Source organism: Butyrivibrio hungatei (assembly GCF_900101605.1).
Classification (GTDB): Bacteria; Bacillota; Clostridia; order Lachnospirales; family Lachnospiraceae; genus Butyrivibrio; species Butyrivibrio hungatei_B.
The window spans coordinates 79556-93753 of record NZ_FMUR01000016.1; the positions used below are offsets into that span (position 1 = coordinate 79556).

The 14198-nt window shown below is 41.8% G+C and carries 12 protein-coding genes; 8 read left to right on the plus strand and 4 right to left on the minus strand.

The genetic code is table 11. The features are described 5' to 3' along the window. Positions 1–76 precede the first annotated feature (76 nt). The 4 genes from guaB (at position 77) to BLP87_RS12680 (ending at position 7036) form a co-directional block, all read left to right on the plus strand. The gene (guaB, locus tag BLP87_RS12665) at positions 77–1534 is read left to right on the plus strand and encodes an IMP dehydrogenase (RefSeq protein ID WP_074462984.1); all 1458 of its coding nucleotides are present in this window, start codon (positions 77–79) and stop codon (positions 1532–1534) included. A gap of 124 nt (positions 1535–1658) precedes the next feature. After that, the gene (locus tag BLP87_RS12670; RefSeq protein WP_176756650.1) at positions 1659–4385 is read left to right on the plus strand and encodes a putative bifunctional diguanylate cyclase/phosphodiesterase; all 2727 of its coding nucleotides are present in this window, start codon (positions 1659–1661) and stop codon (positions 4383–4385) included. 52 nt (positions 4386–4437) lie between these two features. Next, the gene (locus tag BLP87_RS12675) at positions 4438–6144 is read left to right on the plus strand and encodes a glutamine--tRNA ligase/YqeY domain fusion protein (protein ID WP_074462985.1); all 1707 of its coding nucleotides are present in this window, start codon (positions 4438–4440) and stop codon (positions 6142–6144) included. A 37-nt stretch (positions 6145–6181) separates the two neighbouring features. Further along, a complete protein-coding gene (locus BLP87_RS12680) occupies positions 6182–7036 on the plus strand; it encodes a DUF2225 domain-containing protein (protein WP_074462986.1) in 855 nt (284 codons plus the stop codon). A 65-nt stretch (positions 7037–7101) separates the two neighbouring features. On the opposite strand, the gene BLP87_RS12685 is transcribed toward BLP87_RS12680, so the two are convergent. Next, the gene (locus tag BLP87_RS12685; protein WP_074462987.1) at positions 7102–7446 is read right to left on the minus strand and encodes a hypothetical protein; all 345 of its coding nucleotides are present in this window, start codon (positions 7444–7446) and stop codon (positions 7102–7104) included. A gap of 165 nt (positions 7447–7611) precedes the next feature. Between BLP87_RS12685 and BLP87_RS12690 the strand changes: the two genes are divergently transcribed. From BLP87_RS12690 to malQ, 3 genes are read left to right on the plus strand one after another with little or no spacing between them, the layout of a single operon-like run. Further along, the gene (locus BLP87_RS12690; protein WP_074462988.1) at positions 7612–8214 is read left to right on the plus strand and encodes a TetR/AcrR family transcriptional regulator; all 603 of its coding nucleotides are present in this window, start codon (positions 7612–7614) and stop codon (positions 8212–8214) included. 15 nt (positions 8215–8229) lie between these two features. Further along, entirely contained in the window at positions 8230–9144 is a 915-nt protein-coding gene (locus tag BLP87_RS12695) for a carbohydrate kinase family protein (RefSeq protein ID WP_074462989.1), read from the plus strand. A 26-nt stretch (positions 9145–9170) separates the two neighbouring features. Further along, the gene (malQ, locus tag BLP87_RS12700) at positions 9171–10739 is read left to right on the plus strand and encodes a 4-alpha-glucanotransferase (protein WP_242871865.1); all 1569 of its coding nucleotides are present in this window, start codon (positions 9171–9173) and stop codon (positions 10737–10739) included. A 258-nt stretch (positions 10740–10997) separates the two neighbouring features. Here the strand turns inward: malQ and BLP87_RS12705 are convergent, their stop codons facing one another. Together BLP87_RS12705 and BLP87_RS12710 are read right to left on the minus strand one after the other, a co-directional pair. Further along, positions 10998–11240, minus strand: coding sequence for a hypothetical protein (locus BLP87_RS12705; protein WP_074462990.1), 243 nt, complete (start codon positions 11238–11240; stop codon positions 10998–11000). 48 nt (positions 11241–11288) lie between these two features. Further along, a complete protein-coding gene (locus tag BLP87_RS12710; protein WP_330390068.1) occupies positions 11289–11822 on the minus strand; it encodes a CYTH domain-containing protein in 534 nt (177 codons plus the stop codon). A 149-nt stretch (positions 11823–11971) separates the two neighbouring features. Here BLP87_RS12710 and BLP87_RS12715 point away from each other — a divergent pair, with 149 nt between their 5' ends. After that, complete coding sequence (locus tag BLP87_RS12715) at positions 11972–12523, plus strand: DJ-1 family glyoxalase III (protein WP_074462991.1); 552 nt, start codon at positions 11972–11974, stop codon at positions 12521–12523. A gap of 217 nt (positions 12524–12740) precedes the next feature. Here the strand turns inward: BLP87_RS12715 and BLP87_RS12720 are convergent, their stop codons facing one another. Beyond that, positions 12741–13943: an IS110 family RNA-guided transposase gene (locus BLP87_RS12720; protein WP_074462992.1), complete on the minus strand. Its 1203-nt coding sequence runs from the start codon at positions 13941–13943 to the stop codon at positions 12741–12743. Between the last annotated feature and the right edge of the window lie 255 nt (positions 13944–14198).

Here is a 14198-nt window from a genome sequence, read left to right on the forward strand (position 1 = left end):
TTTATCAGCTTTTTTATAGATATTACGGAGGGCTTCCTCCATAATCATAATTATTTTTTTAGATTGGAGTTAAAAGATGGGACAGATTATTGGTGAAGGAATAACATTTGATGACGTGCTTTTGGTGCCTGCATATTCACAGGTAATACCCGGACAGGTTGATGTGAGTACATGGCTTACCAAGAAGATAAGACTTAACATTCCTATGATGAGTGCGGGAATGGATACAGTTACAGAGCACAGAATGGCGATAGCAATGGCTAGACAGGGTGGAATCGGTATTATCCACAAGAACATGTCTATCGAAGCTCAGGCAGAAGAAGTAGATAAAGTTAAGAGATCTGAGAACGGTGTTATCACTGATCCTTTCTCACTTTCACCGGATCATACACTTGCAGATGCGGACGCACTTATGGCTAAGTTCCGTATTTCAGGTGTTCCCATTACAGAAGGCAGAAAGCTTGTCGGAATCATTACAAACCGTGACCTTAAGTTTGAAAAAGATTTTTCACAGAAGATCAAGGACGTAATGACAAGCGAGAATCTTGTTACGGCAAAGGCCGGAATTACACTTGAGGAAGCTAAGAGCATCCTTGCAAAGTCCAAAAAAGAAAAACTTCCCATCGTAGATGATGACTACAATCTTGTAGGTCTTATTACAATCAAGGATATTGAGAAGACTATCAAATATCCTCTTGCTGCAAAGGATGATCAGGGCAGACTTCTTTGCGGTGCAGGTGTTGGTATTTCAGCTAACTGCCTTGACCGTGTTGCTGCTCTTGTAGATGCCAAAGTTGACGTTATCGTACTTGATTCCGCACATGGACATTCCGAGAACGTTCTTAAGTGCCTTAGAATGATAAAAGAGAAATTCCCCGATCTTCAGGTTATCGCAGGAAACTGTGCAACAGGTGAGGCTACAAAGGCTCTTATCGAAGCAGGCGCAGATGCTGTTAAGGTTGGTATCGGTCCCGGATCTATCTGTACAACACGTGTGGTTGCAGGTATCGGTGTTCCTCAGGTTACAGCAGTTATGAACTGCTATGAGGTAGCTAAAGAGTATGGTGTTCCGATCATCGCAGACGGTGGTATCAAGTATTCCGGAGATATCACAAAGGCTATTGCTGCAGGCGGAAACCTTGTAATGATGGGTTCAATCTTCGCAGGTTGCGACGAGGCTCCTGGCGACTTTGAACTTTTCCAGGGAAGAAAATATAAGGTATATCGTGGAATGGGCTCAATCTCTGCTATGGAGAACGGTTCAAAGGATCGTTATTTCCAGGAGAATGCCAAGAAGCTTGTTCCCGAAGGTGTTGAAGGACGTGTTGCATACAAGGGAACAGTAGAAGATACTGTATTCCAGCTTATGGGTGGTCTTCGCTCAGGTATGGGATATTGCGGATGCGGAACTATTGAAGAACTCAAAGAGAACGGTAAGTTTATCAAGATGACTTCAGCTGCACTTCGTGAGTCACATCCTCATGATATTCAGATCACAAAAGAGGCACCTAACTATAGCGTAGATGACCACTAATTTCCTGTTTTTATTAAAAAAACGCTGATATATGGCGTTTAATACGCATCCTTGCAGAGCGTTTAAGGAAACACCGATTAATTTCGGTGTTTCTTATAGATAAACAGGGATGAGGGGGGATATTTTGCAAGAGACGTTAAATGAAATGGACACGATCAATGCTGCCAATAAGGGCTCTTCTTCTATAAGTGGAGCTCTTGGTAGTTTTACGCCTAAATATTCCGATGAAATGCAGGCCTGGCAGGACAAATTCTGCGAGATGGCAGGGATATATGCCCTTTGCCTGGACCCGGAAGGTGTCCCTTTCAGTAAATTTTCCGGAAATCCTCATGAGATAGAGATTATAAGAAAATATGTTACGGAACAGAGGATAAAAAGTATACACAAGAGGGTGTCCGAAGGGGATCTCGAAGATCAGGCTGTTGAGATAACAGAGATTCCGAACCTTCGTCTCGCTGCGGTAGCTGTTAAGAGCGGCAATACGACAGCGGCCGTATGGATAGTCTGTGGAGTGTTCACTGATTTTGAATACGATTCCGAGTATTTTCATCTTGAGCCGATAGAATCTTTCGGATACAGAACTTCAGAGAGTAAATTTTATAAGACGCTGGATATATTGAGGACTACACTTGATATTCTTATCAAGCTTGAAGCTTCCAGATCCAAAGCTGTGGCTGTAAGTGAGGAGAGCAGGCAGCAGGAGCTTGAAATGACGAATTCATTCAGGCGCGCCGAGACCATGACTGAGGTGGTATCGCTCCTTGATAGCGACGATACCATTGAAGAGATAATGGTCGAGATATTAAAGAAACTCTGCACATATCTCCAGATAAGTAACGGATTCACCTGTAAGGTTCATCACAATTCGCTTATGGATATTGTGGTTCAGTGGACTGCGTCGGGTGTTGAAAAGATTTTTCCCGAGACTACCGACAGAGAACTTTGCTGGTTCCTCGGAAGCGAGAAGGCAGTTGTTATATCAAGCGATACGACAATGAATGCCGGAGAGCGTGAACAGGTAGAAAATCTTGGCATTAAAGCACTTGTTGCAATGCCGGTTATCATAAACGGATCGGCTCTTTTCTATGCTTGTCTTACAGAGAACAGAGAGAACAGGATATGGTCGATAGACGACGTTAAGTTTATCAACGATGCGATCCGCGTTTTACAGACAATAATTACAAAGAGACTTCAGAAAAATTCACTCGCAAGTTCTTTTGCTTCGCTTGAAGCTGTGCTTGATAACGTGGGAAGTGCCATATATGTAAGGGATATAGGCACGGGAGTTCTTTTGTTTGCAAACAGAAGTTTTAAGAAGAACTTCAATAAAGAACTTACCGAGAATACCCTTGTCGATCTTTTTGAATCGAATATCCCTGCGAAGAGCAGAAGCGGAAACTACGAGGTTCATCACAAGGACAGGGAGAAATGGTACGATGTTTACTACACCAGAATTAAATGGGTGGACGGACGTCCCGTTTCTTTGTGTGCTATATACGATATTACCGAGAAAAAGCTGTATCAGAAGCGTATCGAACAGCAGGCTTATACGGACTTCCTGACAGGTCTTTACAACAGAATGTGTTGTGAGAAGGATCTTGCAAGATACATTGATGAAGCAAGGACAAAGCGTATTCACGGTGCGCTCATGTATCTTGATCTTGATGACTTTAAGCATATCAACGACAGTCTGGGACATCAGTACGGTGATGTTCTGCTTAGGGATATTTCGAAGGCTATAAGCAGGATTGAGGGAATAACCAATTCCTGCTACAGAATGGGCGGAGATGAGTTTGTTATCATCGTTCCTCCTGAAAGTTTTGAAAGGCTCCCCAAGATCATAGAGGAGATAAAAAATACTTTTGCAACGCCGTGGTATCTCAAGGACAGCGATTATTACTGCACTATGAGTATGGGTGTTGTAAAATATCCCGATCACGGTGACAATGTTTCTGAGCTTATAAGAAAGTCTGATGTTGCGATGTATGAAGCAAAGAAGTCAGGTAAGAACAGGATTGCCGAGTATTCGGACAATATTGATTCTTCATCGATACACAGGCTCGATCTTGAGAAGAATATGTACGACGCTATAACAAAGAGCTGCAGTGAATTTGAGGTTTATTTCCAGCCTGTTATAAGCGAGCCGATAGACAATAAGAGCGGAAGAAAGCAGTACAAGCATGTCGGTGCCGAGGCGCTTGTAAGATGGAACAGTTCAAAGCTGGGATTCTTGAGCCCCGATGAATTCGTTCCGCTTGCGGAGTATTTGGGACTTATCACACCTATCGGTAATCACGTACTTAAAAAAGCTTGTGAGTGTTGCAGACAGTGGAATGAGTCGGGAACGGGAGAGTATGCGGTTTCCGTAAATCTATCCGTTGTTCAGATAATGCAGAATGACATCGTGGATGTTATCAGGAAGAATATTGAAGAAAACCACATAAATCCACGAAATCTTGTGCTTGAGCTTACAGAGAGACTTGCGATAAACGATCTTGCAAGAACGAAGCAGACGCTTCTTGATATCAAGGCGCTCGGAGTAAGGCTTGCCCTTGATGATTTCGGTACGGGTTACTCGGCACTCAGCAGTATCAGGGCACTTCCTTTTGACATAATAAAGGTTGACCAGAACTTTGCCAAAGATCTTGCAGAGGATGATTACTCACAGGCATTTATCCGCATGATGGCAGAGCTTGGAAAAGCTATCAATGCAGAGATCTGCGTTGAAGGAATAGAGACTCAGGCGCAGCTTGATGCCATAAAAGGGATGGGCGTTAAGTACGTACAAGGTTATTATTACGACAAACCCATGCGCAGAGTGGCTTTCGAGGAAAAGTACGTTTATAACTAAAAGTGTGTTATTATGATATAGCGCAATAAAATATAAAGGTTAGGATTTAATAATGGCAGAAGAGATTACAAATAAAAGTGATAATGCTGAGGTGGGGAATACACCTTCCAGACATTTTATAGAGCAGGCTATCGACAAAGATCTTGCGGAGGGAGTTTACGATCATGTTTGTACAAGATTTCCTCCCGAGCCCAACGGCTTTTTGCATATAGGACATGCCAAGAGTATTCTTCTTAATTACGGAATGGCAAAAGAGTACAACGGCAAGTTCAACATGAGATTTGACGATACCAATCCCACCAAGGAGAGGTCTGAGTTCATGGACTCTATTATTGAGGATGTGAAGTGGCTTGGCGCGGATTATGAAGATCGTCTTTTCCATGCGTCCGATTACTTTGATGAAATGTATGAGAACGCTGTAAAGCTTATCAAGAAGGGCAAGGCTTATGTATCTGAGCTTACTGCCGAGCAGATGCGTGAATACAGAGGAACACTTACAGAACCCGGTAAGGACGATCCTAACAGAAACAGAAGCGTTGAGGAAAACTTAAAGCTTTTTGAGGATATGAAGAACGGCAAAGTCGAGGATGGCGCTATGACTCTCAGAGCCAAGATCGACATGTCTTCACCTAACATAAACATGAGAGATCCCATCATCTACAGGGTTGCTCACATGACACATGCGCGTACACAGGATAAGTGGTGCATTTATCCTATGTATGACTATGCTCATCCCATCGAGGATGCTATTGAGGGAATCACACATTCACTCTGTACTTTGGAATTTGAGGATCACAGACCTCTTTACGACTGGGTAAAAGAGGAATGCGGATACAAGAATCCTCCGCGTCAGATCGAGTTTGCAAAGCTTTACCTCAACAACGTTGTTACGGGTAAAAGATATATCAAGAGACTTGTTGAAGATGGCATAGTTGACGGATGGGATGATCCGAGACTTGTAACTATCGCGGCACTCAGAAGAAGAGGATTTACTCCTGAGTCCATCAAGATGTTTGTTGATATGTGCGGAATCAGTAAAGCTCAGTCAACTGCAGAGTATGCAATGCTTGAGTATTGCATCAGAGAAGACCTTAAGCTCAAGGCAAAGAGAATGCTTGCGGTTTTGAATCCCGTAAAGCTTATAATTGACAACTATCCCGAGAATGAGACAGAGTATCTCGAGATTGAGAATAATAAGGAAGTTCCTGAGATGGGAACAAGAAAGATTCCTTTTGGAAAAGAACTCTATATCGAGAGAGAAGACTTCATGGAGGAGCCTCCGAAGAAGTATTTCCGTCTTTTCCCCGGAAACGAAGTAAGACTTATGAACGCTTACTTTGTAACCTGCACGGGCTGTGATAAGGATGAAAACGGCAATGTTATCGCCGTACATTGTACTTACGATCCCGAGACTAAGTCAGGAAGCGGATTTAACGCAAGAAAAGTAAAGGGAACAATTCACTGGGTTTCTGCAAAAGAAGCTGTAAATGCGGAAGTTCGCCTTTATGAGAATATAATCGATGAAGAAAAGGGCGTTTACAACGAGGACGGTTCACTTAACTTGAACCCAAACTCAATTACCGTTATCAAAGATGCAAAGCTTGAGCCCGAACTTGCAGATGCGGTCAGCTATGATAAATTCCAGTTTGTAAGAAACGGATTCTTCTGTGTTGACAGCAAGGATTCTAAACCGGGAGCACCTGTATTTAACAGGATTGTTTCACTTAAGAGTTCTTTTGTTCTGCCTAAGAATAATTAAGTATTTTTCTATAGTAATTTAGAAAAGAGGTATTAAAATGGCTGGTATTTTTTCAGGACTGGAAAAGCTTGGACTCGGAAATATTGATGGAAAGAATCTTTTTGAGGATCCTAAAAAGAAGGATGCCCCCGTCAAGAAAGCAGAGCCTCAGAAAAAGCTTACACTTGTCAATGAGGAGGATTATCTTTTTGACAAGAAGTATAAATGTCCGATCTGCGATTCAGACTTTGAGGTGAAGACAGTCCGCACGGGTAAGGTAAGAATGAAATCCGTGGATGTGGATTTAAGACCTGATTATTCGGAAGTGGATCTCACAAAGTATGATATAATAGCATGCCCCGAATGTGGATATGCTGCATTGGGAAGATATTATACATCGCTCAATAAATATCAGATTGATGATATAAGAAACAAGATCTGCATGAATTACAAGAAGCAGAAATACGACGAGCCTACATACACCTATGAGCATGCTAGAAGCCTCTATCAGCTTGCACTTGCCAATGCGGTTGTAAAGAAGGCAAAGAACAGCGAGAAGGCTTATATCTGTCTTAAGACAGCCTGGGTAATAAGAGGCGAGACTCAGAGGCTCGATCAGAACGAAGCTGATTATGACAAGAAGAAAAAAGAGAATGACGAGCAGGAGCTTGAGCTTTTGAAGAATGCTATTAATGGATTCATCATGGCAAGACAGTCGGAAGATTTCCCTATCGCCGGAATGGATTCAACAACACTCGATTATCTTATCGCAGCACTTGCATATGAGACAGATCAGTTTGATATTGCAAATAAGATGATCTCCGAACTTCTTATGTCCAGAACCGCAAACAGCAGGATCAAGGACAAAGCCAGAGCGCTTAAAGAACTCGTTGCCGAGAAACAGGCTAAATAAATTTATTTAATAATTGATCACATAATAAGACCCCACGGATGATAAAAATCCGTGGGGTAATTATTTCATAATATATCTTCTTTGTTTCCGAAGAACTCATCGGGGGTTGCAGAATCAGTGCTTTCGGCAGCGTCCGTTGCTTCGGCGGCTTCAGTGGTAGTTGCAGCTTTTTCAGCCTTCTCCTCTGCGGCCTTGATGTCAACATACTTTCTAGAACCGAATCTGGACTCGGTTGCTTCATCCAAATCCTCATCGAAATCCTCGAACTCTTCAAAATCATCGTCATCAAAACTGTCAGCAATCTCAGCGTCTCTTTTACTTAAGTAATAATATACACCGGCAGCAGCTGCACCAACAGCAGCGCAGAATAAAATAAACTTTCCGAATCCATTTCCCTTGGACATAACCATACATCCTCCTATCCAAACGTTGAATTAATTTTATAACAATTTTCAGATAAATAAAAGTACGTTGTATTAAAAATTAATAAATAACGGTAAAACGTTTGAATTAGTACGCACAAAATGATATATTGAAATCAGACTGATGTAGTCAATCAAAATCGGAGAACGCGTATGAATGAGCGGTTTTTTGAGCTGAACAAGGAGAAGCAGGAGCGAATTATAAATGCGGCGTTTAAGGTGTTTGCGGAGAACGGCTATGGCCATTCGAGTACCGATGAGATAGTTAAGACCGCGGATATCAGTAAGGGCCTGTTGTTTCACTATTTTGGAAATAAAATCGGTCTGTATTCCTTTTTGTATGATTATGCAACGAGATCGGTGACGCTTGAATTTTCGACACATGTTGAAAAGAGCGAGACCGGGTATTTTGCATTGTACAAGCAGATTCTTTCAGCCAAGTGCGATGCTCTTAAGCGTTTTCCGTATATTTTTGCATTTTTGAAAAGAGCGGATGAAGAAACGGATATCAAGGCTTCTTCGGAGATAAGCGAGAAACGCGAGAAGTTCTCGATGATAATGAGGGCGCTTAAAGAGAGAACTGATATAACAGTTTTTTCCGCGGGTATAGACTATAACAAAATATGGTACATTCTTGATTATACGGTAGAAGGAGTGCTTGAAAAGAATATAAGGAGCGGGAGCTTTAGGGCGGATCTTTTTATGGAAGAGGCTCTGGAATATGTTGATATGGTTCAAAATATGGTGCTTACATGATAAGGAGGCTAAAAAATGGGTAAATTTTTAGTGGCTGGTGTAACACAGATTGAGACTATCGTTAGAGTAGACAAGATTCCTGTAAGTTTTGCGCCTATGACAAGCGCTATTGATTCAATCTATACCGCAATGGGAGGCGATGCCTACAATGAGTCGCTTGCGCTTAAATGGCTTGGCGATGATGTTGTTTTTATGTCGATCGTAGGACGAAATCAGGATCTTGAGATGATCAATCCTCCTGACAGAAAGATCACGCTGTCCACTGAATATATCATACCACAGATGAATGATACGCCGACCGAGGTTGTTCTGTACGACAAAGAGAGACGGCAGCAGATTTTTGAAGATATCAAAGATCTTCGTGATAATTCATATGATATGTCTATGGTACCGCCAATCGCGGAGAACTGTGACATGGTGGTTCTTGCCAATGCAAATTTCTGCAGGCCGTTTGTTAAAGTTGCGCAGGAGCACGATAAGCCTGTCGCAGTAAACATCAGATATTATGATAAAGAAAAAGAAAAATATAACGCAGATTTTCTAGACTCCGCCAAAGTTCTGTACTTTAGTGACGATACTTTGACGGAAGATCCCTATGATTTCATTGACAGAATGGCAACTACATACGGAACGGAGATAATTATTCTCGGACAGGGCAGTGAGGGACTTATGCTTTATGATAAGTCTCAGAATCTCCGCATTCACTACAATACCGTTAAGACCAACGAGGTTGTAAATACCATAGGTGCCGGTAATGCGCTTTTTGCGTGCTTCCTTCACTACTACATGGAGACGGGTGACAGCGTAAATGCCATAAAGAATGCGCTTTTGTTTGCATCTTATAAGATTGGATATATGGGTACTTCAAACGGATTTATGACGACGGATCAGCTTGAGCAGTGGAGAAACCTGATCTGGGGTATTAAATAAAGAGCATTTTAGCAAGGGGGGCTGTTATGAAAAAGAGTGATAATATGCAGAAAAGAGCTTGCGGCGTTTTACTTCCTGTTTTTTCATTGCCGTCGGAATACGGAATAGGGGCTTTTTCAAAGGAAGCGTACAGTTTCGTGGATTTCCTTAAGAAAGCGGGACAGAAATACTGGCAGATACTTCCGCTTGGGCCTACGGGATATGGAGATTCGCCGTATCAGTCTTTTTCAACATTTGCGGGAAACCCCTATCTGATAGATCCCGAATATTTTGTGGAAAAAGGTCTTTTGACAAGGGATGATCTTGAAGTTTTAAAGAGTGATGCGCCGTCTGACAAGGTTGACTATAAGACCGTCGAGGCACACAAATACGAGCTTATCCGCAAGGCGTTCGGAAATGTTGAAAAAGCTTGTGGGACTAGGGGTAACGCTGTGAATATCGGCAAGATGACGGATTCTTATGACCTCAAGGCGGATTTTGAGAAGTTTAAGAAGAATAACGGAAAGAAGTGGCTCTTTGACTATGCGCTTTTTATGGCGCTTAAGGATATGTATGGCGGAAGATCATGGAATACCTGGGATGAAGACATAAGGCTCAGGAAAAAAGGTGCAATGGAGAAGTATAGAGAGAAGCTTGCGGAAGAAATTGATTTCTACTGCTTTGTTCAGTTCGTTTTTTATGTGCAGTGGAATGCGCTTAAGAAATATGCAAATGACAGCGGGATAGAGATTATTGGCGACATTCCGATCTATGTGGCTTTTGACAGTTCGGATACGTGGGCAAATCCCGAGCTTTTCCTTCTCGATAAGGATAATGTTCCTATCGAGGTTGCGGGATGTCCTCCCGATGCGTTCAGTAAAACAGGGCAGCTCTGGGGAAATCCGCTGTATAAGTGGGATTATCACAAGCAGACAGGGTATAAGTGGTGGCTTGAGAGAATCGGGCATTGTTACAAGCTTTATGATGTGCTTCGTATCGACCATTTTAGGGGATTTGATGAGTATTATGCCATTCCTTACGGAAATCCTACGGCTGAGATTGGCAAGTGGCGTAAAGGCCCCGGATACGATCTTTTTGATGCTATAAAGAAAGAGTTCGGAGATGTAAAAGTTATCGCAGAAGATCTGGGATTTCTTACGCCTTCGGTCATTAAGCTTGTAAAAAAGACGGGATATCCCGGAATGAAAGTGCTTCATTTTGCATTCGGTGCAGATGATGACAGTGAATATCTTCCGCATTATTACAGCAGTAACTGCGTTGTCTATACGGGAACTCACGATAATGATACGACGAAAGGTTGGTACAAGTCGCTTAACAGGAATGATAAGAAATTCGTGAGGGACTATCTGGGCATAAGCAGTGGAAGTAAGGTTGTAGGTGCTCTTATACGCGCGGCTTTTTCAAGTGTTGCTTATACTGCGATAATTCCGATGCAGGACTATCTTGAGCTTGATGAGAGCGCAAGAATTAATATTCCGTCCACCCTCGGCGGAAACTGGAAGTGGAAGATGGAAGGCGGTGAGCTCACAGATGAGCTCTGCGAGAGGATGTATGAATATGCCAGAGTTTACGGAAGACTTACAGCAGAGAATTGATGAAAAGTGACTAAACCGGCAGGTTTTGTGCGAATTAGTCAACGTCTGAAGAAAATAGAAGATAGAATACAGAAGAAAAGTGACTAAATCGGCAGGTTTTGTGTGAATTAGTCAACATCTGAAGAAAATATAGGATAGAATGCAGAAGAAAAAGTGACTAAATCTGTAGTTTTTTTACAAATTAGTCAACGTCTGAAAAAAATAGAAGATTGAACAGCGCGAAAGAGTGACTAAATCGAAGAGTTTTGCATGAATTAGTCAATAACCGGAATTATCGGAATACTGAGAAAAAGAAAGATCCTTTTCAAGTGCATGTACATATTCTTTCATGTAGGCATGTTTCATCAGTGCAAGTTTCTTTGCTTCGGGATAATGAGCGGCCAGCTTTGCAGCGTAATGATATACGCGTAATGAATGCTCTGTATCGTGCCCATCGGTGTTCTGGCTAAAGATACTTGTTATATAGTTGATTGCGCTATCCAATAATGCATCGGTATCCATGAATATGAATAAACTCCTTTTTTATAGTAAATGTCATCACATAATGAGTTACAGTTCTTCGGTGCTCATGTAGGAGTTGCTGTAGTGGTAATCTCCGGTTACATCTTCATTGAACCATGAAGCAGGGTGGTAAGCTTTCGCGGCTTCTTCACTCGGAAATTCCACTTCGGCAAGTTGGCGACCGTCGAATGGAGATTTGAAGACATCAAGCTCAATCTTTATGTCACCGTTTCCAAGAGCTGATTTGAACTGCGGATTTTTCAATAAATACTCGCTGTCGAATGCGTCTTCATTAAGAGGAAGCAGATAGCGGGTTTTCTTTATGAGGTTGCCGTCACATTTTTTTACAAGATGAGCGTAGCTCTCTGCATCAAGAGGCATGTTGTATTCTACCTTTCCGATACCACCTTCCTCTGCGGGAGCGGAGCCCTTGTATGTCATATAGTAGTGGTCATCTTCGCGTCTTACACGGACAGCGGGACTTGTGTTGAGATAACCCTGTTCAATGATGTGGCAGGGATATGTATCAAGATCAAGAGGAAACTCTTTTACGGTAAATTTCTTTTCTATTTCAATTCCCATGGTGTATGTACCTTTCTTAAACGGCATGATATTTCATAGATGTTGCCGTTACTCATATATCATATTATCAAATTGTAGGGTTGTGTGCGCATAGAAATGATATAATGATTCATAGAATTTCGTGGCGCTAGAATGAATGGAGGATGATTATGGCAAAGACAGCGATTTTTTTAGCTAATGGTTTTGAGGAAATAGAAGGACTTACCGTAGTAGATATATTAAGAAGGGCGAAGATTGACATCACAACTGTGTCAATAACAGGTTCTAAGGCTGTTGAGGGATCTCACGGAATTAAACTTGAGGCTGACGATACAATAGAGAGCTTTAACTTTGACGGAGTTGATATGCTCATTCTTCCCGGAGGAATGCCCGGAACAAAGAATCTTGATGCGTGTGCACCTCTAAAAGCAAAGATAGAAGAGTTTAATAACGCAGGCAAGATGCTTGCTGCAATCTGCGCAGCTCCCACCGTATACGGCAAGATGGGATTGTTAAAGGGCAAAAAAGCCTGCTGTTATCCCGGATGCGATGGCGACCTTATCGGAGCCGACGTAACTACCGAAGCAGTGACAAAGGACGGAAATTTCATCACATCACGCGGTATGGGTACAGCGATACCTTTTGCGCTTGCTATTCTTGAGCACTTTAACGGAAAAGAAGCGGCAGATCAGATGGCAAAGGCGATTGTATATAAAGCGTGACTTTGGGGGCAACAGAAGTTGACCTAATTAAGGAAGATAGAACCTTACGCAAAAGATAAGGCAGATATATATAATTTTTGCGAATTTGTGCCATATAAACCTGCTAACAAATGTCAATAGCGAAACGGCTTATTTTTAAGTGTTTTCAATTTTACCATTTTTAAGCATCACAAAAAGGCTGGATGAATAATTCCAGCCTTTTTATAGCTGTTGCTACTTATTTGTAGACTGCGGTTACTCTTGCATAATATATACGTAGAAATTTATTTAATCCCGCTATTTTAGCGTGTTTTTTGCACTTTCCCTCATTTTCTTTCTTGATTATATAATTATATACAGCAGCATCTTTGGGCGCCGGATGACTCTTAAGTCCCCTCATTACTTCATATCCTACTTTTCGTAAAGTTGATGATCCTCTCTTTGTCATCCTTCGATTTGTGCCCACAAATTGTCCTGACTCGTAAGGCGGTGGATCTATACCGGCACAAGCAATGAGAGATTTTGCACTATGAAGTTTTCTTACATCTCCTATTTCTGCAATTAGTTTTGGCGCTAGCACATCTCCAACACCACCCATTTCTCTAACTGTAGAGTATTCTGGTAAGGACTTAGCAAGAACCTGCATTCGTGCTAATATAGTAGCCAAGGAGCTATCTATAGCCCTTAATACTGATACTGCTTCCTGTACTAACATTTTGGTCGATGGGGTACTGGAAGATAGTGTAGGAATGCCACCGGATGCTAATTCATAGACTTCTTCAGCTTTGGATATGCTCCGGTGATATTTCTTTTCTTTTGCCCAGAGAAGGTACTCATCTTTGAACTTTTCAAGACCCATGGAAGTAATTACATCATAATGCCAGAACTTTTCCACAAAATCGCTTAACTTGTCCTTGTTGCTTGATTCGTTCCAGCTATTAAACTTTTTCTTGATTCCAGGCATGACATAATCGAGGATATGAGTTAATTCTTGTAAAGCCTTAACATGGAGTTCCATATAGTACCTATATCTGCGCCCTAGCAGCTTCAGCTCAGCATATACCTCTTCGGCACCTTCATACTTTTGGAGTTTAAACCACTTTTCAATTCCATAATTAGCAATCATGACCGAATCAAGTTTGTCAGTTTTTGCACCCCTAAAGTTGTTATCCTTTGCGAATGACTTCATCACAAAAGGATTTACTACAGATACGAAATAGCCTTTTTCTGTAAGATAAGTCAATACTGGCAAGTGATAGATGCCCGTTGCTTCCATGACTATACGTATTTCACCATCTAACTTCTGGAGAATACTATCGAGTCCGTCTAGCCCCTTCTCAACATGTTGCATTTCAAAAGGACTGCACACTATTTCTCCATACGGCTTAAGTATGCAGACAGTGCTTTTTCCTTTTGATACATCAATTCCAACACTAATCATTCTGAACCTCCTCCAACTGTAAATAGTAATTGCTCCAGCCACACTTATTACCATTCAGTTTAGTTGGTTACGCGGGTGTTTCTCCCTACCTGCTTAAGCGAATGCTTATAATAAGGGGTTGGCTAACGGTTTATATGACGGATGCGCTGATCCAAAAAGAGCCACGTCAGACCAATTACTCCCCTTATTATAAAAAAATAAGTGCAGATGTCAGAGTTAATTACTCTCTAACAACTACACTTTTATGGTACTAAA